The sequence below is a fragment of the Tolypothrix campylonemoides VB511288_2 genome (assembly GCF_045999855.1).
Classification (GTDB): domain Bacteria; phylum Cyanobacteriota; class Cyanobacteriia; order Cyanobacteriales; family Nostocaceae; genus Scytonema; species Scytonema bouteillei_A.
Window position 1 is genome coordinate 364,586 of sequence record NZ_JBFPMW010000006.1, and the last position, 20,353, is coordinate 384,938.

The 20,353-nt window shown below is 42.4% G+C and carries 20 protein-coding genes; 1 reads left to right on the forward strand and 19 read right to left on the reverse strand.

The window, feature by feature from the left end:
• Nucleotides 1–23: 23 nt before the first annotated feature.
• The 9 genes from AB0756_RS20585 to AB0756_RS20625 form a co-directional block, all read right to left on the reverse strand.
• The gene (locus AB0756_RS20585) at nt 24–839 is read right to left on the reverse strand and encodes a hypothetical protein (RefSeq protein WP_038074224.1); all 816 of its coding nucleotides are present in this window, start codon (nt 837–839) and stop codon (nt 24–26) included.
• A gap of 12 nt (nt 840–851) precedes the next feature.
• Nucleotides 852–1,673: a hypothetical protein gene (locus AB0756_RS20590; protein WP_038074226.1), complete on the reverse strand. Its 822-nt coding sequence runs from the start codon at nt 1,671–1,673 to the stop codon at nt 852–854.
• A 39-nt stretch (nt 1,674–1,712) separates the two neighbouring features.
• On the reverse strand, nt 1,713–1,895 hold the full coding sequence (locus AB0756_RS20595) for a hypothetical protein (protein ID WP_038074228.1): 183 nt from the start codon (nt 1,893–1,895) through the stop codon (nt 1,713–1,715).
• A 36-nt stretch (nt 1,896–1,931) separates the two neighbouring features.
• Nucleotides 1,932–3,002 (reverse strand): LLM class flavin-dependent oxidoreductase, encoded by a 1,071-nt coding sequence (locus AB0756_RS20600; RefSeq protein WP_038074231.1) that lies wholly within the window; start codon nt 3,000–3,002, stop codon nt 1,932–1,934.
• Between the two features lie 284 nt (nt 3,003–3,286).
• Entirely contained in the window at nt 3,287–3,634 is a 348-nt protein-coding gene (locus AB0756_RS20605) for a hypothetical protein (RefSeq protein WP_038074232.1), read from the reverse strand.
• Between the two features lie 5 nt (nt 3,635–3,639).
• Entirely contained in the window at nt 3,640–5,118 is a 1,479-nt protein-coding gene (locus tag AB0756_RS20610; RefSeq protein ID WP_038074404.1) for a CIA30 family protein, read from the reverse strand.
• A gap of 682 nt (nt 5,119–5,800) precedes the next feature.
• Nucleotides 5,801–6,022 carry a hypothetical protein gene (locus tag AB0756_RS20615; RefSeq protein ID WP_050046614.1) on the reverse strand — a complete coding sequence of 74 codons (222 nt, stop codon included), beginning with the start codon at nt 6,020–6,022 and terminating at the stop codon, nt 5,801–5,803.
• Nucleotides 6,023–6,069: 47 nt separating this feature from the next.
• The gene (locus AB0756_RS20620; RefSeq protein WP_237265989.1) at nt 6,070–7,185 is read right to left on the reverse strand and encodes a potassium channel family protein; all 1,116 of its coding nucleotides are present in this window, start codon (nt 7,183–7,185) and stop codon (nt 6,070–6,072) included.
• Between the two features lie 381 nt (nt 7,186–7,566).
• A complete protein-coding gene (locus tag AB0756_RS20625; RefSeq protein ID WP_038074238.1) occupies nt 7,567–8,604 on the reverse strand; it encodes a hemolysin family protein in 1,038 nt (345 codons plus the stop codon).
• Nucleotides 8,605–8,916: 312 nt separating this feature from the next.
• On the opposite strand from AB0756_RS20625, the gene AB0756_RS20630 reads away from it, so the two are divergent.
• Nucleotides 8,917–9,945, forward strand: a complete 1,029-nt coding sequence (locus tag AB0756_RS20630; RefSeq protein ID WP_038074240.1) for a mechanosensitive ion channel family protein — start codon at nt 8,917–8,919, stop codon at nt 9,943–9,945.
• 56 nt (nt 9,946–10,001) lie between these two features.
• On the opposite strand, the gene AB0756_RS20635 is transcribed toward AB0756_RS20630, so the two are convergent.
• From AB0756_RS20635 to AB0756_RS20680, 10 genes are all read right to left on the reverse strand, one after another.
• Nucleotides 10,002–11,231: a sulfate ABC transporter substrate-binding protein gene (locus AB0756_RS20635; RefSeq protein WP_063779561.1), complete on the reverse strand. Its 1,230-nt coding sequence runs from the start codon at nt 11,229–11,231 to the stop codon at nt 10,002–10,004.
• 410 nt (nt 11,232–11,641) lie between these two features.
• Entirely contained in the window at nt 11,642–12,445 is an 804-nt protein-coding gene (locus AB0756_RS20640; protein WP_038074243.1) for a hypothetical protein, read from the reverse strand.
• Between the two features lie 11 nt (nt 12,446–12,456).
• Complete coding sequence (locus AB0756_RS20645; RefSeq protein ID WP_038074246.1) at nt 12,457–13,296, reverse strand: hypothetical protein; 840 nt, start codon at nt 13,294–13,296, stop codon at nt 12,457–12,459.
• Nucleotides 13,297–13,299: 3 nt separating this feature from the next.
• Nucleotides 13,300–13,494 (reverse strand): hypothetical protein, encoded by a 195-nt coding sequence (locus AB0756_RS20650; protein ID WP_038074250.1) that lies wholly within the window; start codon nt 13,492–13,494, stop codon nt 13,300–13,302.
• A 175-nt stretch (nt 13,495–13,669) separates the two neighbouring features.
• On the reverse strand, nt 13,670–14,617 hold the full coding sequence (locus AB0756_RS20655) for a D-2-hydroxyacid dehydrogenase (RefSeq protein ID WP_038074252.1): 948 nt from the start codon (nt 14,615–14,617) through the stop codon (nt 13,670–13,672).
• A gap of 118 nt (nt 14,618–14,735) precedes the next feature.
• Nucleotides 14,736–15,542 carry a sulfite exporter TauE/SafE family protein gene (locus tag AB0756_RS20660; protein WP_050046615.1) on the reverse strand — a complete coding sequence of 269 codons (807 nt, stop codon included), beginning with the start codon at nt 15,540–15,542 and terminating at the stop codon, nt 14,736–14,738.
• A gap of 6 nt (nt 15,543–15,548) precedes the next feature.
• Complete coding sequence (locus AB0756_RS20665; protein ID WP_038074253.1) at nt 15,549–16,415, reverse strand: CmcJ/NvfI family oxidoreductase; 867 nt, start codon at nt 16,413–16,415, stop codon at nt 15,549–15,551.
• 24 nt (nt 16,416–16,439) lie between these two features.
• Nucleotides 16,440–18,071, reverse strand: coding sequence for an FAD-dependent oxidoreductase (locus tag AB0756_RS20670; RefSeq protein ID WP_038074412.1), 1,632 nt, complete (start codon nt 18,069–18,071; stop codon nt 16,440–16,442).
• Between the two features lie 371 nt (nt 18,072–18,442).
• A complete protein-coding gene (locus AB0756_RS20675) occupies nt 18,443–19,060 on the reverse strand; it encodes a nitroreductase family protein (RefSeq protein ID WP_038074258.1) in 618 nt (205 codons plus the stop codon).
• A gap of 193 nt (nt 19,061–19,253) precedes the next feature.
• A complete protein-coding gene (locus AB0756_RS20680) occupies nt 19,254–20,282 on the reverse strand; it encodes an ABC transporter substrate-binding protein (protein WP_038074260.1) in 1,029 nt (342 codons plus the stop codon).
• Nucleotides 20,283–20,353: the final 71 nt, after the last annotated feature.

Below are 20,353 nucleotides of genomic sequence, written 5' to 3' on the forward strand. Positions count from 1 at the left end.
CCAATCTATAATTGATTCAAAAGTCAATTATTCTCAGTATTGCTGACAGAAGAAAGTGTTGGATGAGGTAGCTCGAGCAGGTAAGAAACTATCTCTTTGCGCCAAGCGTCATATACTGGTTCAAGACCTATTGTATTAGCACCAGTAGCGTGAAGATCTTGTTGCCAGCTTGTTTTAATGCAGTCATTGCGCCGTTTTTGAATGTGTTCGTCTATTTCTATTAACAATGCTGCAAGTTCTGTTTTTTCATCAGGAGAGGCTGTTTCATATTTTTGCCGCCACCAATGAGAGATTGTCTGACGGTGGACTGAGTCATTCAATTGGAAAACACTTGCACTGGAAGCTGCTAGTTCGGGATCGTTAATTTTAGATGTACTAATCTTTACTATTTCTGTAGGGAAATTATAATGCTTGTAGTGCAATTCAAAAGCAACAAATCCCAGCCAACTTCGGTATGAGATATCACCCATGATTTCCCAGTGGTGTTGTATTTCTTTACGGATATCGTCAATCGGATCTTCTCCTGTTATTGCGATCGCGCGATCCCGAAAAGCTTGAGCGCGTGCTGCATCATCTCCAATTTGCCTGCTTAAGATCAAATGTAGATCTGGGTCGGAAATTAACCAGATTGCTTTGTTACAAGCTTGGACTGCAAACAAGTCACGAGCAGCAGATGCTACCCAGTATTGATAAAAATTTGATTTTTCTTCTTCTGTTTCAGGTGGTCTAACTTCAGATTGCTGAGTCAATACAATATGTGGAGTGTAGTTGGCGAAAATTTTGTTTAAAATTTCTTGTTCAAATTCCGCGTTCCAGGTACGAGTGAGTGTTGCAATCATAGTATTTTCCTTTTAATCGTTTATGCTGACAAGTTTGGGAAGTTTGGAAACTGGAATATTTAAAAGGTGTGAAAGAACTTCTTTGCGCCAAGCGTCATAAATGACATCAAACCCTTCAGCTTCAAAACCCAAAGCTTTTTGAACAAGTTGCCAATGTTCTTTCAGGTAAGGGTTTCGCCTCTTCTGTCCCTCTTCATCAACTTCAATCAGTTGTGCGGCTAGCTTGGATTTTTTTTCTAGTGAGGCGCTGTCATATATTTTTTGCCACCAAGCAACTACACCCAAACGGTGTACGGCTTCATCTGGTAAGATTCTTTTACTCGCAAAGTTAGATGATTCAGGATCGTTAATCCTTGTCAGGCGACTGTTAACAATCAATTGAGCCACAATATGAAGCTCGTAGTGCAGTTCAAATGCTAAAAAACCCAACCAGTTGCGAACGGGTAAAGCACCCATATATTTCCAGTGTTGTTGCACTGCTTGCTGTATATCTTCAATGGGATCGCGCCCTGACAGAGCAAACACGCGTTGGCGTGTATGTTGAGAATGTTCGCCATCATCTCCCAGCTGTCTGCTAATGAATAATTGCAGGTCTATATCATCTGGTACGATGTCGGTAATTGCCTTAGCACAAACTTGGACAATAAACAGGTCGTGGGCTGCTCCGGCTATGCGAAATCGGTAAAAATTTTCTAATTCTTCGTCTGTAGCAGGTGGTCTGGGTTCGTACAAGCGAGTTGTGGGAAGATGGGGAGCGTGTTGGGCAATCAGTTTATTGATAGTTTCGACTTCCCATTCCGTAGTCCAAGCAGGACGAGTTAATGTTGCTGTCATATTTTTTTCCTCATAAATATCTTTCCGAACCAATTGGTACTATACTTCTAGTGCTAATAAAGCCCAGTCGCAATCATAGAGTTTTGTATCGGTCGGAATTTGTGCGCTTTTACGAAGCAAGTCAGCGCAGGTGGACTTGATTGAAGCCTGCGCAGGCAGGCTTTGTTTGTGTAGCCGCGATTTCCAATCGTCGGCGTTTTGTTCAAATTGGGATGCTCTCATGGTGAGTCTCTCCTTTGCGACAGATAATGACTCGTGTTACAAAGCAGTGGCTGATAAGCGATCGCTAGATAAATGATGGCGAACTCTGGGCATAATTTCTTGAGAAAAGCGTCTCATCTCTGTTGTAAAAGGTTGAAATTGCAGCATAAATGTGTCGATACCTATATTGGCAAAATCAGCTATTCGAGCCGCAACCGTATCGTAACTGCCAACTAAGCCAGCTGCTGTTCCACCGTTGCTTCCTACTCCTGGGTACTTCGCCATATTTTTAAACATGACAACTTCGGAATCGACTCCTTTTAAAAGCTCGGATCTGTCGTCTTGTTTTGTGAGTTCAAACAACCATTGATATTCTTCTTGTGCTTCGACATCTGTCGGTCGAGCAATGACGAAAGCCGACATGGCAAAGCGTAATGGTTTTAACTGCAAACGCACGCGCTTTTTCACATCAGTAATAGTTTCTTGTATCACTTCAAGGGGACGACCGTTAAGAAAAAAGACATCAGCTTCTCTCATTGCCAAGTCTTTAGCGCTATCTGACTCACCTCCTAAATAAACTTGGGGATAGGGGTGCGCTAACGGGCGTGGATGCAAAGACAACTCATCAATTTGAAAGAATTTTCCTGAATAATTAACCTGTTCCCCACTCCAAAGTGCTTTTACCACTTCAATCCACTCTTGAGAATAGCGGTAGCGATCGCTGTGGGATAAAAAGGTAATTCCAGATTTTTCCATTTCTGGCTTAAACCACGCACTGACTAAGTTAATCGCAAAACGCCCGCCACTTATAGCATCTATACCCAGCGCCATCTTTGCCAACACAACGGGATGGAAAAGTAAAGGTTTTACAGCTGCAATGATTTCAATAGAGTCAGTCGCCTCAGCAAGTGCAGCAGCAGCTGTCCAAGTTTCCAACTGGTCCAATTCTTGATTTCTGGGATTGATTAGGTGTTCGGCGATGAGAGTGGTTGTAAAGCCGCATTCCTCTGCTAGCTGAATCAGTTCTTTTGCTCTTTTATAGCTAGCATCACGAGGTTCTTGTGGATGCTTCATTGCACCACAGTTACCGTATACGGGAATCCAAATGCCATAGCGGGGTTCAGACATAGCTTCTTTCACTGTTTTCCCAGAGACTTAAAGCTTTGCTCGTAGTAGAGATGTAGTTTGACAAACGGTATGGGATGAAATATCGTTACCAACATCCAAACAGTTGGGGAAAGAGGAGAAGGTAAAACCAAAGTTTACCCCTCCTTAACTCTGAACTGAAGGTATTTGCGCTCGCTCTACTCTTTTTATAAATTACAGTAAGTCAGTAGACAAACCGTACTTTATTATGACAATGATTTCACAGATTGTTGAAAAAAGCAATGGTGCAGTCAAAGAAAAGCTTTTTAACGTTTCTCCAATTTTGCGACTCGCCCCTCCAATGCGTTGACTTGCTGCTTTAGCTCTACAACCAAAGTAGCAAGTCTATCAAACATGCGATCGCGCTCTTGTGGTGGAACGGTTTTTGGCGATCGCGATGATGGAGTTTGGGCTGTACTTGCAGGAGGTACGCGACGGTTTTGATTGAGTAATGATTCAATACGGAGCACTCTAGTCTCCAAACGGTTCAAGTCTGCTTCCAAATTAGAAACACGGGAGTCATACTGCTCGGATGACACGGAATTTTGCAATATTCCACCCCAGAGGAGAATTCCCAATACAAGTACCGATACGACCAGCCAGAAGCGTTTCATCAATTTCACTCAGGTTTCAGTTGAGAAAATAGACTTTGCCAGTCAATAGAACTAACAATCTTTTCTCCCTCTTTTACCTCAAATGTAACATTACGTGCTTGACTTTGTTGTAGTGCTTCTACACAAAGCTTAGCAACATCCTCACGGCTGATTTTTCCTTTGATATTATCGCCTTGGGCGACAATCAATTCTTTGCCACCTAGTTCCTCTGTTAAGGCGCAGGGTCTAACAATTGTGTAAGGAATTCCACTTTGTCTTAAACTCTCTTCTCCTTTTAATTTCCAAGTTAAAATTCCTCCGAGTTGGTCATTTAATCTAACAGCGGGTGGTTCCTCTTCTAAATTAATTCCCGGTCTTCCGGGACGAGTCACGCCTGCTGAACTCACAAGGACAAACTGGGGTAAAACTTGTTTACCATAAGCTTTGATCGATTCTACTTGTAGAGAAAAACCACCTGGTGTAAATTTTGGATTTAATCCCCCATCGTATTCAAACTTGCTCAACATTAGTTGGAACGAGCAAATTTTACTGGTATCAATGGGTTGAGAATCTTTGAGTGTTTTGGCTCGAAAAACTGCAATTGTATCTGCAAAAGGAATGCGAACATTCATCCAGGTGTTGGGTTCGGTGTCAAAAGAATAGCTGTAAGCGACACCATCCCATTGTGTCTCGGTACGCAGGAGGAATTTATAGCGTTTTCCGTCACCTCTAAGGCGCAACTCTATGCCCTCAGAGCCAGATAAGTTAAAACCGGGAGAAAAATTTTTAGTTCTGACCGAAGCAAATCCTCCTGAGTTGGCGGTAGAAACGCAGCCAGAAAACAGGGCTGTACCTTCCACCAGTTGAATATTGCTTTGACTGACTCCACCCATTACGACATCATCCACCGCGCCCCAAGTCTCTTTAAGTTCTGTGGATGGATTTGTAAAATCAAATAACACTCGTTCGCCTGCTTTTGGCAGATATTTTGCTACAGCTTCTACCAAGTTTTTCACACCTTGGTATTCAACGTTTTCTGGTGTATCGCCAACAATTTCAGGTTGGTAAAACTTAACCCCTTGGTAGTATTTAGCACGATCTGGGCTGTCTCCTTCTACAGGCTGAACGCGCACAGCAGTACAGCAAACTACAGCCTGGATGTTAGCTGCAATCAGAGGGGTGAGAGTTTCTGGGTTTGTAATATCAGCAACCACTAATTCCGTGTCATTGCCAAGAAGCGATCGCGCTTTGTCTATGTCTCGGACTAGCGATCGCACTTTATAACCCCTTTGGAGGAGTTGTCCCACCACACGTTTTCCCAAACCACCCGTTGCACCAGCTACCAGTATAACGCCCACTTGTTTTGCTCCATCAAGTCTGTCTTTATTATGAGGGCGACCTTGGAATAAATCTTGTAGCCAGTTAAGGAAAGGAATAACTTCAAAGTAGGTCAAAGTTTCAAGAAATCTGCCTAAGTCCCACTGCGAGCGATTGTTATCAGCCATATTCCAAGAACTCAAATAGGAGAGACGCATCCCAAGGATATAACACCCAAGTGCTCATACCCAAGATTCTAGAGCAAGAGATTCTAGTGGTTTACCAGATTGATTTTGAGGAACGTAGAGACTGGATATCATCTTCAAAATTGCGCTGTTAGGTATAACCTATTAAGATCGGGCTAGTGACGCTTGCAACAAATTTACTACTTTAAGCAATAGCTTTGCCAAAACGCCCTCACTCTGGAAGAGTGGGGCTATACAAACAAAGCCCACCTGCGTGGGCTTTGGGTTTTAGCTCACGCAGGTGGGCTTCCTTTATGTAGCTACAGACTGGAAGTCTGTAGTGCTTTTGAGAAATTGGCAAAGGTATTGTTTAAGGAGATGCAATTTTACTTACTCTGCCAATTCTACTGATTTATCTTAGGATTCTGACATTGACGAAATTGCTACTTGCATTGGAGTACGGCCAGAAGCATCTGTTTGCTCTAAATCTTTTACAGTCTGAAGCAATTTTTGAACTCTAATTAAATCGTTGGATTCAATTGCTTTAAATCAATCAGTAATTTCTGATTTTTTTTTGTCAGACATGATTTTCTATGGGATTTTTATCGTATAGGATTGAGATAAAACGAAGATATATATCTTGAAAGCTAGAGTTCATCAGCTCGGGAATATTTCAATGAATTTTTTATGATGAACCACAACCCAAACAACGCATACAAACCAAAAAAGCTCCTAAAATTGAGACACTTTCAACGAGTAATTGAAATGATAAAGGAGCGAGAGCAAATCCCCAAACTAGAGAAATAACTCCCGCTACTAAAGCTGCTATACGGTTAATCTCATCCTTAGTACTTAAACCTACAAAAAAAATCCCCAGACCGATTATTAGTAAAATTATGCCAGCCATAAATATATTTTGTTACCTGTGTAAGCAAATTTTAGAGTATTCACATCTCAACTCTCATAAGGAGCTATTTCATTCCAATCATATGCCATGTAACGAGCTAGGGCTACCACGTAAGGGTTCCATTGGCGGCGCAGAGAAATGTACAGAGAGACACCAGCCTCTAAATCATCTGCTGTCTCTATTCCTTCGGCTTTCATTTTTTCCACTGCGTGATAGTAGCGCTTGCGCCATGTCTGCTCAACTGAGTCATTATTTTTTGAACGACTTTTTGGCAAAAATAAGCTAGATAACTCAACGAGCAATTGTAGACCGCCACCCCACAATTCTTCTACAGCTGTAGAATGCGTAATTGAATGATACTTTTTGGTATTCAACGCACTTTTGATTAACGTGGCTGTATCCATTGCCAAAAGTATCACGCGTGGTAAGGCATAATAGCATTGGCGAAATCGGAAATAGAGCAACGCTGGGTAAGAGTGCTGCGATTCTAGCAAGTCTATTACGTCCGTTGCCATGTTAGAAACATCTTGTTGTACGCCATTCAGTTCACCACTAGCACCCAGTCTCGCTATCATTTCTGCTGCGTCTGCCGTACCAGCACTTCGGTGGTGTAAGCTCAAAGCAAAAGTGTGGCGTCTTGTAATTGCACTGTACACTGAGAGTAAGTAAGTAATCGTTAAAGTAAAAACAGAAAAGCCAAGAGATGCTTCTAAGATCGTTAACAGGCGTTGAAAATCTGTTTTTGGAGTCAAGTCCCCTGTTCCCAGTGTTGTTAGTGAAAAACCACTGTAGTAAAGCGCTGATATAAAATTAGTTTCTGTCTGCCCATCACTTGCTTGTATAGACCAACCCAACTCAGTCCAAACAATTAGGGCGAACCCATAAAGCAGCAAACTCAGCCAGACTACAACAGTTGCAATCATCAATACAGGACCGCTATGAGAAAGTACTTTTTCGTCTTTAAAGGGCATTATACGTGCAACGAACCGGAAGAGCCGCCACATCACTTTTCCAAGATGCAAACTCAGTACGCTACTACCAAGGCGAGGGAACAGGACAGTTAGGTAAATATCCAAAAGTGATAAAACTATCAGTCCTGCACCTACTAATTGCACTAACAATTTCATTCGTGAAATACCAATTTTCGATAAACACCATGTCATTTTTGAATCATGTTTATTTAGCATACTATTCTTGATGCTGGGCTTATAAACTACCTAAGGTTTTAGAAACCTCATCAATCGCAACTCGGCCAAATACAAACATCAAGTCTCCAAGCATCCCTAAAGTTAAAGGAATTGTGTCTTGTGATAGTGTGTCAGCCCAACTGATAGGTACTAACGAGAAGTTGTTAAAAATACTAGTATCAACTAGTACAGGTCGGCGGAAATAACTATACCATTAGAATTGAGATAAAAGTTCCAATAATAAGCGTTTGTGCTTTCTGCCCTCTGCCTTTTGGACTTCTGCCTTCATGTACTAGCTTAAACTCCGGATCGCGATCGCCACGCCGTTGAGTGTAAGGAAATGGGTGTTAAGGATATTTATTTGATGCCCATAGATTCCAACATTCTTTCTCGCTTCTTCCGTGCAATCTCCCGCATATCCACAGTTTTATCAGTCTCGTCTACGATTTCACCAGTGATTACCTCTAACACATCTTCTAAGGTAACGACACCAGCTACGTTTCCGTATTCATCTACTACCACTGCTAAATGTTCGCGAGCCTCTATAAAGATTTTCAGGAGTTTGTCTGCTTTAATGGTTTCAGGTACAAAGCGAGCTTTGCGAGACAGTTGAGCAATTGTTTGATGATTCTTACCTTCTACCATTGCTGTAAGTAAAGTCTGCTTTAGAGCAAATCCAATAACTTCATCGATAGAGTCATCAATCACAATAATTCGGGTATGTTGTGAAAAAATGATGTCTGCTTTTGCTTCAGCAAGAGTCATATCGCCACGTATATGTGTCACTATGACTCGGGGTGTCATTATATCAGACGCTGTTAAATCGTTTAATCGAAACACCCGTTGGATCATTTCTGCTTCATCCCTTTCTATCATCCCCTCTTGTTGACCGATACTCGCCAATAACTTGATTTCCGCCTCATTCGTTGTCGGTCGTTTCTTACCCTTGATAAAGGGTGCAGTAACGGTTTGCAGAATCCAAACTAAGGGTGTGAAGACAATGGAGAGCCCGGTAACAGGTAAAGCAGCAAGTATAGCTAATTGTTCTGCATAGCGTTCTCCAAGTGTTTTTGGAATGATTTCACCAAAGATGATAATTAAGAAGGTCAATACCCCTGAAAATACACCCAGCCATATATCTCCTAAAACTTTAGCAGCAATATTAGCTGTCAGAATACTACCAACGATATTAAAAGTATTATTCAGGATGACGATCGTGGCGATCGGTCGGTTCATGTTTTCACGAATCGCCAAAAGTGCTACTAAAGCAGGTTTGTTTGATTGAGCTAATTGGCGTACTCTTAATGTAGATACAGAAAAAAGCGCAGTCTCTACGCTAGAACAAAGCGCCGAACCACTAATTACAAAAATGACAACCAAAATCAGCAGCAGCATATTTTTTCCCAAGCATGGGAATAAAAAGTGTAAATTTAAATGAAATTATAAGATTTTAAATAATAATAGCTAAAAATGCAACATTCTTGCAAACTCAATCTAAATATTTGCTATGTGTAACTTCAAGTATTCACATTTTAGCAATTAGTTCATCTAGCTAAAGCTATAGATTTACGAACATGAAGAGTAGTAGAAGTTGTGTTGTAGTAAAAATTCTATAGGGAATTCTGGAAATTAATAACTTTAGATAGAGAGCCTTTTTGCAATTCTTCTTAATATATCTTGTAGGAATGTCCATGATAAAAAGGTGTAATGAATTTTCAAGAAGCTGTATCGGCAGGATGGACAAAGGTACAAGACATGATGAGTAGTGCCATCATCATGCTGCCTAATATTGTATTAGCCTTAATTGTCTTTCTTGTATTTTGGTTTGTAGCTAGGGGGGTTCGGTTTTCAGTCAGACGCATTACCCGAAGATACCGCAATGCAAGGAATCTAGGGCTTGTTCTCGGACGTTTGTCCCAGGGAACTATTCTCTTAGTGGGTCTCTTCGTAGCCTTATCAATTGTCATTCCAACATTTCAAGCAGGCGATTTAGTTCAACTTTTAGGCATTAGTGGAGTAGCAATTGGTTTTGCTTTCCGCGATATCTTACAAAACTTTTTGGCTGGTATCTTAATACTTTTAACAGAACCATTTCAAATTGATGACCAAATTGTTTTCAAAGACTTTGAGGGAACAGTCGAAAATATTCAGACACGCGCCACAACTATCCGCACTTACGATGGTCGCCGTATAGTTATTCCCAATGCGGAACTGTTCACAAATTCCATCACTGTCAATACCGCCTTTGATAACCGTCGCTTGGAGTATGATGTTGGCATTGGTTACGGTGACAACATCGAACGGGCAAAGGAATTGATGCTCGAAGCAATGTACAGTGTGGATGCAGTCTTGAAAAATCCATCTCCTGACGTACTGGTTATGGAACTTGATGAAAGTACGGTTAATATTCGTGTTCGGTGGTGGATTTCTCCACCCCGTCGGGCAGATAGTCTTGATTCACGGGATAAAGTTCTGACTGCTATCAAAAATAAGCTCACAGCCAATGGAATAGACTTACCCTTCCCCACCACACAAATACTATTCCACGACCAAACAGAGGAAACAGATGGCGATCGCACTCGTCAACGTGAAGGATGGCCTGCAGGAAAGGGTCAAGTGCCAAAACCGCGCAGAATTAGCGATGCTTTAAAACTGCTAGCTCAAATGCAATTGCAAAATGATGGCACTCAAGCAGATGGCAATGGTGGTGCGGGAAAATTTGATAAGCTACATTAACACTACTTCTGAGTGAAAAAAGACTAGCGATCGCAATATTCCCGTGAAGTACTGCCTTAACGCCACGTTTTGGTGGCGCTTGTATTAATTTTACTTATCACTTTAGCAAAAATGCCGTTATCATCAAAAAACTTTTTCTGAATTGCAGCCCAACCGCCATAGTCATTAGTTGTTGCCAAACTTTTTAGCCGAGGGTATTGATTAACAACCTCTTTTTTTTGTGCTGCGTTCGACTCTATCGAGCGATAACCAGTTTGGGTAAATACCTTCTGAGCTTCCGCAGTATACAAATACTTGATGAATGCTTCTGCTACTTCACGAGTACCGTGCTTGTCTACATTTTTATCAACAATAGCAACTGGGTTATCAATTGAGAAATTGACATCAGGAATAAAGTACGAAGGTTTCTCACCTTTAAGAGCTTTCAAAATTACTTCATTTTCATAAGTAATTAGAGCATCCCCTTCACCTCCCTTGAAAAAGGCGTCCGTTGCATTACGAGCGCTTTCTGGCAAATTTGGAGCATTTTTATAAACATTGCTAACAAAGTCTAATGTCTTAGACTCATCTTTTCCGGCTTTAATCGCTGCATTCCAAAGTGCTAAAAAGTTCCAACGTGCGCTACCCGATGTTATGGGATTGGGTGTTATCACACTAATTCCCTTGTTTGCTAAGTCTGTCCATGTTTTGATGCCTTTCGGATTACCCTGACGAGTGACAATTGCGACAACCGACTTGCTAACAATACCGCCGTTCGGAAACTCTTTTTCCCAACCTGGTTGGATTAATCCTGCTCGTTCAATCTTCTGAATATCGGGAGCAAGTGATAGATGAACCACATCAGCTTCCAATCCTCCCTCAATCGTTGCAAGAGCTTGAGCACTAGAAGCACCATAACTCTGCTGAAAGGTAATATTTTGATTCCGCTCTTTTTTCCACTTTTCAACAAATCGGGGAATAATCTTATCATGTGCGGCTTGGGTAACAGAGAAGGAAACAAGGTTAAGTTTAATATTCTTCTGTTGAGCAATAAGATTGTTACTGTTTCCAGAATGAATCTCTCCTGAAGAATTGCCAATACTTGCAGTGGAAGCAGCAACTACTACGCTCAAGGTAGTTCCTACTAAAACAAGACTCAAAAAGGCTCCAAGAGAATGTCTGTTTAACCAACCTCTTCCTGCTTTACGGCTCCATTGTCCGATAGCTTGTAAAGCTTTAACAACATACCTCTGAAATTGCCCTATCCATTCAGTCCTTAGTTTTTTTGTCTGTTGCCACTTGCTCATCAAATTGCCCCTACATAACCCGGTATTTGTATTTAAATACCGTATTTTTGTGGTATTATAAGTCGATAAGTCAGTTTTTTTAACCAAAAGTTAATTTTTCTTCAATATAAACAAATGCTATGTCTGCTGGAAAGACGCTCAATTGGACAAATCATCTTTACGATTACCTTCTATCTGTCTCACTCCGGGAACCAGAGATCCTCTTTAAAACTTGAAGAATATTTTCCCCCCTTTTTAAGGGGGGCTAGGGGGGATCGTAATTCAACAGTAGGGTTTACAAACATTCTCTAAAGCAATAGGACTTATTCCACCTCAACACTATTTCGAGGCTTTCGGACGTTATCGCTCACCTCCTTAAAAAGAGAAGCTATGCGTAAGCCCTAAGTCAATGTGAATTTTATCTACTCAACCTACTGATTGATAGAAGTTAGTTGAGGATTGGGAAGATCTAACAGGTAAGAAATGACTTCGCTGCGCCAATCATCGTATACTGATTCTATCCCTTTGATATTAGCCCCATTAAAGTTTTCCGCATCCAGCCAGCGCTGTTTGATGTAAGCAGCACGTCGTTGCTGAATTTCTTCGTCCAGTTCTAACAATTTTGCTGCAAGTTCAGCCCGTTCGTTAGGTGAAGCTTGTTCAAACTTTTTGCGCCACCAATTGGCGATTGTGACGCGGTGAATTGCTTCATCATCGGTGAATCGTTCGCTACTTTGTTTAGCCAAAACAGCATCTCCAATTTTTGATGTTAGTTTATTGAACCAAACTTGGGGCAAAATATGATGTTCGTAGTGCAGCTCCCAAGCAATAAATCCAAGCCAGTTGCGATAGGGGACATCTTCTAAAAATTCCCAGTGACGTTCGGCTTCTTTGCGGATATCATCAATAGGATCGCGTCCGGTTAAAGCAATGACTCGTTGTCGAAAAGCGATCGCGTGCGTACCATCATCGCCAATTTGTCTGCTCAAAATCAAATGCAAGTCAGGGTCTGAAATCAACGAAATTGCTTTGCTAGCAGCTTGCACAATAGACAAGTCATGTCCACCTGTAGCAGCCCAATACTGGTAAAAATTGTCTTTTTCCTCTTCTGTTAGTGGGGGACGACTGGCCTGTTCGCGAGTTAAGGGAACGTGAGGTGCATACTTGCCGATGAGTTTATTTAGAGTTTCGTTCTCAAATTCTACATTCCAAGCTCGAGTTAAAGTTGCAGTCATATAAATGCCTTTTAAGTATTGAATACTAAAGATGTTTCATCGTTAATACTGACGAGTTTTGGGAGCTGTGTCTCAGGGAGATTAAAGAAATAAGCAAGTACTTCTCGCCGCCAAGCATCATAAATTAAATCCGAACCTTCAACTTCAATACCAAGGGCGCGACGGGTAATTTGACCGTGTTCTTTAAGGTAAGTATTTCGTCGTCGTTGACCTTCTTCATCAACTGCCAATACCTGTTCTACTAGCTCGGCTTTTTCTGCAGGCGAAGCTTTGTCAAATTTACGCTGCCACCATTCCACCACTCCCACACGATGGAATGCTTCGTCTGGGATAATTCTCTCTGTTGCAAAGTTTGCTGATGCTGGATCGTACAACCGTGACAAGCGACGATTTAATATGGCAGTGACAACAATATGATGTTCGTAATGTAACTCAAAGGCTAAAAAACCCAACCAATTACGAATCGGTAAGTCCCCCATAAAATCCCAGTGCTTTTGCACTTGCTTTTGAATATCTTCAATGGGGTCATGACCAAATAATGCCTCTACACGCCTGCGGGTATTTTCAGCGTGTGCGCCATCATCGCCCAATTGACGGCTTAAAAATAACTGCAATTCAGGATCGGGTATTTGGTTAACGATCTTCGCACAAACTTGAACAATAAATAGGTCGTGGGCTGCACCACCAATCCGAAATTGGTAAAAATTTTCCAGTTCTTCTTTTGTCTGAATGGGTTTTGCTTCGTGCAACCGCTTTTTAGGAATCTGGGGAGCGTGTTTATCAATTAATCTATCGATAGTTTCTGTTTCAAATTCAACTGTCCAAGGCCGACGAGTTAAGGTTGCTGTCATAGGTTACTCCGCGAGTTGTGAGTTGTATAGCTTAATTTGTGTTTTTTTTGTTAATGCTTCTTTCTCTGGTATTTCCCAGACATCTTGTCTTCCCTGTTGTTGCTCTACAAGTAACTGAAGCTGGATTGGGAATTTTGGCTGATGCCTAAATGACCAAGGTTCCCCATCTGACAATTCTCTTTCTATCTCATGAAACATAGGTGTACCATTGTTAGAAGTTAACTGTAACTGTTGGACACTATTTTTTAGTGCAGTTTATTGAAAAACCATTAACTGAGTCCCAAGCATGAACTGCATATACCAAAGCAAATGAAAATCTTCTTCCCTCCAAGTTCTACGCCTCGCTCTCTCTTCCAAGCCAGTAATTTGAGTTTTAATAACCCACTGTTTTATCTACAACATTGCGTAAAGGTTGATCGCTACGATAGCGTGCTAAATTATCAAGAAATAATGCTACAATACGCTGACGCAATTGTGGAGTTAGTGCCGAACAATGAGGAGTAATAAATACATTGGATAAAGACCAAAAAGGGCTTTCTGGTGGTAATGGTTCTGTTTCAAAGGTGTCTAATCCAGCACCTGCAATCCAACCTTCTCCCAGAGCAGTGAGCAATGCTGATTCATCTACAATTGCACCCCGAGCAATATTAATTAAATAAGCACTCGGACGCATTAACCGTAATGCTTCTGCATCTATTAATCCTTTGGTTTTTGGAGTAAGAGGTGTCGCAACAACTACATAATCTGCCTGTGGAAGAAGCGATCGCCACTCATTGACACCAACTATTTTGTCAAAATTTGGTAATGGTTCGGGATGTCGGCGGCTACCCCAAATTCTCATTCCAAAAGCTTTGGCACGCAGGGCAATTTCTTGACCAATATTTCCCGTACCAATAATTAACAGAGTTTTGTTGTACAATTCTTCCAGTTCCAACCACTTATACCAGTAGTGGTTCATCTGTAACTCTTGCAATTTTTGAACTTTTTTTGCGTAAAAAAGCATGAAGTTCAGCACAAATTCTGCCATAGGAATGGCATGAACTCCCGAACCATTTGTAAGAACTATATCATGTTTTAAAAAAGTAGGCGTGAGGATATGATTCACGCCAGAACTTGGTGTATGCTGCCAGCGAATTCCAGGCGCTGCTGCCAGTACTTTATGGAGGGTCGTATTTTTCAACTGAAACCCATTGAGATAAACTTCAGCTTCCCGTGGATCGCCTTCAAAGTTACCATCACTGTCTATATGCACATATGTAATGTCTGAGGGTAACAGTGGCTCGATATCAGCAGCTAGTTCTATGGGTAGAACGATCTTCACAACACATCCCCTTGCGATCGCATTACACAACAAAATCTGTAAAATTAGACAGGTTCGGTATAAAAAACGGTTTTGTTGTTTTCTCCTCCTGCCTGCACCAATTCCTATTTTTTGCTTTCTAACCGTAAATGAAAAAGTAAATAGTCATGCTAAAAGCAACGATTATGACAACTCTCCGAATCATTTGGGGGTCTAGTTGACGTGCGTAATGAGCGCTGACATAACCTCCCAACGAACCGCCTACAGCCATTAAAATTGCTTGCTGCCAAGCAATGACACCTGCAAAAATAAATGGGACAATCGCAATGCCGTTTACACAACTCCCCAAAAACGTTTTAAAGGCATTCATAGTATGAATACTTTTGATACCTAAAAACGATAAGGTAGCTAGCATTAAAATCCCCAACCCCGCACCGAAGAAACCCCCATAGATAGCGATCGCTAGTTGAGCCAACACTAAATTTCGTAAAGGTACGGATTCAGGAGATGACTTCTGGCTTTGAATCTGAAGCCATTTCCTGAAAAAATCACCAAAAGTAAATACTAGTGTTGCTAACAGTAATAAATAAGGGATCAGTTTTTTAAAAAAATCAGCCGAAGTATACAACAAAGCTAAGGAGCCGATAACACCGCCAACCAGGCTTATGCCACATAAGAGCAAAAAAACTTGCCGTTTGATTCCTAAATCTTTCCGGTAAGCTCCAGCACTTGCTAAAGCAGCTACCCATATAGCAGCATTATTTGTAGCATTTGCTACAACTGGCGGTACACCCGTAAAAATGAGGGCTGGAAAGGTAATAAAGCTACCACCACCCGCTACAGCATTTAATCCGCCTGCAATGAAAGCAGTGCTAAAAAGAAGTAAAGTATGAGGAAGAGTTAAGAGTTGGGGAGCGATGGTACTTAGCATTGTTAAGTGACGCATCCGCAGCTATGCGGGATAAAAAACGAATGTTCGCAGTTCGATACTTTCCCGTGGTGGAGCATCTGGTGGGCTTGTCGGATCGTTAAAGGCTGTATGACCTGCAAAACGTGCGCGTCCATCTTCTGCAGAGTCGAAACACTTAATGAAGAGTGCCTCATTTCTGTGCATTTGTGGGAAGTAGAACCACTGATGTCTCGGATTGTGTAAGAGCGCATAAGTTTCACCAACGCGATCGCGATAAACAAGGTCAGTAGCCACAAGATCTGTTGTTGCAATACTTTGCGCGTCACATACTGCTAATGGTGACTCTTGGATTGGAGAAGCGATCGCCCGCCAAACATTGATGATGGCGAAGCGTTGTTGCAATAGCTCGTCAATATTATCAATCCCTCTTGCTGCTAATTCCAAGCGTGCGCGAGTATAGCCGGATTTGGCAGTAAAATCGTTGTGTACGCGTTTGGCAGGTTCTTTAATATTATTCTCTCCTGGCTTCATCCTTTGGACGTTACGAAGAGTATGGTCGAAGATCGCTACCCGTGTTGCACCCGTTACTTCTTTCAATAATTGCTCTGCTTCTGGGTAGTAAACGTGGCGTACCTCATCTTCGTCATAAAAGTTCCGCACGCTAGTATTATGCTCTTTCAAGCCAAAGCCTTCTCGATCCAGAGTTATGTTCTCTGAGATGGAACGAGCATTGTAAATTGGAAATTTGTGTGTCTGATAAGTTCCATTATGCCTGGGAATCCCTGATGGCGGTTCGTAAGTGTAATTGACAGGTCTTTCTGCCATAGGGACTAAGTAATTGAGGTTTGCCTCTACAAAGGGCAAGCCTTTGGAAATCGGTCTGTCTAAAACTTGATTGCTTGAACTCATAGTTTGCCTCCTATCTTTGTTGAATCACACTGCAACTAATTGCTTGCTTGCAACTGCCGGTTCGGGTTTGACCCAAATTGTGTCTACTCCTCCACTTAACAGCCGATACTGCTGGTTTGGGTCTTGCTGGGGATAATCCATCCGTTTGTGCATTCCTCTAGTTTCTTGACGTTGCAAACCACTGTTGTACATCCAACGAGCCGTGGCGACCATTGCTGCAGCTTCTCGCATGCGGATGACTTTGTTATCGGTAGGAGTTTGGCTGTTGCGGAGATATTGCCAGAGGTCATTAAGTTTGTCTAGAGATGCACTTAAGCCTGAGTCAGTACGGAATAAATTGCGATCGTAAGGAAAAACTTCGGCTTGAACGGCTGAAATCGCTTCATCCGGAGATAAAGTATGGTTGCCCTCACTTTGCAATCCAACTTCACCCACGCCTCGTACTTTGCGCTGCGTTGCTTTCTCTCCCAAACTCAAAGCATAGGTAGCTGCTGACTGACCGGACCAGTACCCAGATGACATTGCCCAAGCTGCATTGTGGCTACCTCCACCCGTAAATCCACCACATATTAGCTCTCTCGTTGCAGCATCTCCCGCAGCGTAAAGCCCGCTGACTGAAGTGGCGCAGGTGTCATCTACAATCCGAATTCCTCCCGTACCGCGTACAGTTCCTTCTAAGCGTAAAGTGATGGGGAAGCGTTGGGTAAAGGGGTCAATTCCAGCGCGATCGAAGACAACAAAAAAGTTAGGCTGAGACGCCCGCATCCATGCTTTGGTTTCTTCATCGACACCTTGGTCGAGGCGGGCATAAACTGGCTGAGTCAGCAAAGTTTTGGCAATGACAGAGCGACCGCGCTTGGAGCCTGCACCTTCTATGACCGTGCCATCTTCGTAGGTAAAGGATGCCCAGTCATAGTAACGAGTTTTGGTGACAGAGGAAAAGCTAGGAGAAATAGCATAAGCATTAGAAAATTCCATACCAGAGAAATCTGCACCAACCTCTGCTGCCATTAACAGACCATCTCCAGTCAGCACATTACAACCGAGAGCCTTACTTAAGAAAGCACAACCTCCTGTCGCAATAACAACTGCCCCTGCTCGGATTTTCCAACGTTCTCCAGATTGGCGGTTAATACCCGATGCGCCTGCAACAGTATTTTCTGCATCTACAAGCAGCTCTAAAGCTGGACTGTTGTCTAAAATTTTCACTCCTGCTTGCTTAATCTTTTTCCGCATGAAGCGCATGTAATCCGGACCTTGCAAAGAGCGACGGATGGCCATTCCGTTATTATCAACTCGAAAGGGATAACCCCAATCTGCCAGTGAATTAATATTGTCGTAAGTTCGATCTAAAACGCGAGTCATCCAATGGCGGTTGGCAAGAAATCCTCCCATTGCTTCCCGACTTGCCATTGCTGATTCGCGTTGTTCGACCTCTGGTGGAATGTACCACACACCATTTCCTGATGCTGCGGCTGCACCACTTGTACCGCAGTAACCCTTATCTACCAAAACGACTTTTGCACCACTGGTTGCTGCACTCCAAGCTGCCCAAGTACCTGCAGGACCACCACCAATCACCAAGACATCCGTCTCTAAATTTTGAGCGGAGTTAGTAGTAGATAGCTGTTTGTGGGCTAATTGATTTACGCTCACGAGCTTCACCCCTTAATTTTCAAAATTTGTTTTTACCAGCCATTAAGACAAAAAACATGAATCTATAGCTATCAAACTCTACATAAGCTTTTGGACAAAGGCAAAGACAATGATTTGTCTGTAGAATGCTGGTTTTACAAAAATGCACTTTATCGATAAACTAACCGTATTTTAATTTTATAGCTTCTCATGAAGTATAGGGAAATTCAAGCTCCTTAACAATAAGATATATATTTAGCTTTTGTAAAGCTAATAATTAGTTTATCAAAGTTTTTTACTCAGGAGGTTGAACCAACCTCCTGAGTAAGCAGTGACCGATTGTTTTGCCAACAAAGACGTTCTCATTCTTTTAGGTAGCGATCGCTTGTGGGTTAGCGATGGCTGCTTGCTGCCAGCAGAGGTGAAGCTTTTCCCCACTCTCCAAAAAACACCAACTGCTTCAAAGGCTTGCGGATGCGAGGTGCTAGTTCTCGTTCGCGTAGCTCATTGGAAAGGCTTTGGGGATCGCCAGGATAACCGACTGCAAGTGCTGTAGTAGGCTCATAGCCTTCAGGAATCTTATATTGTTTTCTAGCGCTCTCCACATTGAATCCTGCTATCTGATGGACCGATAAACCAAAAGCGGTGGCTTGAATCACTAAATTTTCTAATGCAAGTCCGACATCATGTAGCGCATGACGATTTACTCTTCCATCATCAAAATACAGTTTAGCAACGGCGAGTATTAACACGGGAGCATTTTTTGCCCAACCTTGATTCAATTCAGCTAAAGTACTGAGTAAACGCTTGTGCTCCGTTGGGTCATCTTTGGTAGCAACGATAAAACTCCAGGGCTGATGGTTGTAGGAAGAAGGTGCCCAACGAGCTGCTTCTAACAGGGTAAGTAGTTTTTCCTGCTCAACAGGACGGTCGGCAAATGCTCTGGGGCTCCAGCGACGGCGAATCAAGTCATGAATGGGATATTCTGTTGCTGCGAGTTTGTGTGTCATATGAATATCTCTTTGTTGTGCTCGGTTTAGGTTTAAGCTGTTCAAAAGGTTCGGTGGGGAGTAGAAAATAATCAATTTCTTATTCCCGATACCTAAATTACTGAATTTGCAAACTAGTTTTTTTGTTTAAAGTTCAAAATTAAGGTATCAATTTCTATGAAAAACAGGCAAAATACTTAAATCTGAAACCATGTCAGGTTTTAATAGATGTAGCCAATTTTGTGTCGATCGCCTGACTCCAATCTGGCTCCTGTTTGATAAGTCCCAAACGAGCCAGTAGTTTTGACTGATTTACAAGGTCGGTGCGATACTCTTGATTGGGCGGCTGCAACAGTATGTTACGACGCGACAGTGTTAAAGCAGCGGCTTCCGGCGCAAGTTTATTTTCTCTAACTAAGATCTCTACTGCTTTCTGACGGTTTTGTTTGACCCAGTTTACTGCTTGTTGATAGGCTTTAAGAAACCGTCGCACAGTCTCTGGATTCTGTTCTATATACTCTGTGCGTCCAAACAGCGCCACATAGTTCAAAACATATTGAGTCCCGTCTGCGATCGCAATTGCCTCTTTCGCGACTTGTACGCTGGCATAAAAGGGGTCCCAGGTTGCCCAAACATCGATCGCTCCCGATAGCAATGCTGCACGACCTACATCATTTTCTAACTGAACCCACTTTACGTCAGTATCTTTTAGTCCAATGCTTTCTAGTACTCGCACTACCAATAAATGGCTTCGTCCGGTAGGCGTCCCTATTTTCTTATCCTTCAAATCCTTAATACTTTTGATAGGCGAGTTAGGTCGAACTAGTAAGGCATGGGTTTTCGGGCTGCGCTCAACGAGGGCAATAACACGAATAGGTAAGCCTGCTGCGATGGCGGGGATTGGCGTACCACCTAAACCCAGATCTAAAGCTCCGGCTGCTAATGCTTCGGTAACTGGCTTCAGCGACAGCATTCGGCGGTATTCAAAACTAGTTGGCTGTCCCGCAAATGCCTTCTCCAATAGTTTTTGCTCTCGCATTGCAAACACTGTCACATAAGGTGGCTGAAAGCCGAGACGCAATTTTGACGCATTCTTGCTCGTGTTGGTTGAGCCTGGATTTGCTTGAGCTAAATCTACTGCATAAGATGTTGCTTCGCGTGTGGAAGCGAGGGACTTATAAGCGAATGAAGCAACTGTTGAAAGGCTCAGACTTAGTACGTGACGGCGTTTAATAGAAGTCATGCGCGATCGTTCTCCTTATAGATGTGTATCAACAGCTATGCTGCTTGCTGCTGTGACTAACTGCAACCGAA

Coding starts and splice junctions, on each gene's coding strand:
- AB0756_RS20585 (WP_038074224.1), bottom strand. CDS start 839: ATGATTGCAACACTCACTCGTACCTGGAACGCGGAATTTGAACAAGAA.
- AB0756_RS20590 (WP_038074226.1), bottom strand. CDS start 1,673: ATGACAGCAACATTAACTCGTCCTGCTTGGACTACGGAATGGGAAGTC.
- AB0756_RS20595 (WP_038074228.1), bottom strand. CDS start 1,895: ATGAGAGCATCCCAATTTGAACAAAACGCCGACGATTGGAAATCGCGG.
- AB0756_RS20600 (WP_038074231.1), bottom strand. CDS start 3,002: ATGTCTGAACCCCGCTATGGCATTTGGATTCCCGTATACGGTAACTGT.
- AB0756_RS20605 (WP_038074232.1), bottom strand. CDS start 3,634: ATGAAACGCTTCTGGCTGGTCGTATCGGTACTTGTATTGGGAATTCTC.
- AB0756_RS20610 (WP_038074404.1), bottom strand. CDS start 5,118: ATGGCTGATAACAATCGCTCGCAGTGGGACTTAGGCAGATTTCTTGAA.
- AB0756_RS20615 (WP_050046614.1), bottom strand. CDS start 6,022: ATGGCTGGCATAATTTTACTAATAATCGGTCTGGGGATTTTTTTTGTA.
- AB0756_RS20620 (WP_237265989.1), bottom strand. CDS start 7,185: ATGACATGGTGTTTATCGAAAATTGGTATTTCACGAATGAAATTGTTA.
- AB0756_RS20625 (WP_038074238.1), bottom strand. CDS start 8,604: ATGCTGCTGCTGATTTTGGTTGTCATTTTTGTAATTAGTGGTTCGGCG.
- AB0756_RS20630 (WP_038074240.1), top strand. CDS start 8,917: ATGAATTTTCAAGAAGCTGTATCGGCAGGATGGACAAAGGTACAAGAC.
- AB0756_RS20635 (WP_063779561.1), bottom strand. CDS start 11,231: ATGAGCAAGTGGCAACAGACAAAAAAACTAAGGACTGAATGGATAGGG.
- AB0756_RS20640 (WP_038074243.1), bottom strand. CDS start 12,445: ATGACTGCAACTTTAACTCGAGCTTGGAATGTAGAATTTGAGAACGAA.
- AB0756_RS20645 (WP_038074246.1), bottom strand. CDS start 13,296: ATGACAGCAACCTTAACTCGTCGGCCTTGGACAGTTGAATTTGAAACA.
- AB0756_RS20650 (WP_038074250.1), bottom strand. CDS start 13,494: ATGTTTCATGAGATAGAAAGAGAATTGTCAGATGGGGAACCTTGGTCA.
- AB0756_RS20660 (WP_050046615.1), bottom strand. CDS start 15,542: ATGCGTCACTTAACAATGCTAAGTACCATCGCTCCCCAACTCTTAACT.
- AB0756_RS20665 (WP_038074253.1), bottom strand. CDS start 16,415: ATGAGTTCAAGCAATCAAGTTTTAGACAGACCGATTTCCAAAGGCTTG.
- AB0756_RS20675 (WP_038074258.1), bottom strand. CDS start 19,060: ATGACACACAAACTCGCAGCAACAGAATATCCCATTCATGACTTGATT.
- AB0756_RS20680 (WP_038074260.1), bottom strand. CDS start 20,282: ATGACTTCTATTAAACGCCGTCACGTACTAAGTCTGAGCCTTTCAACA.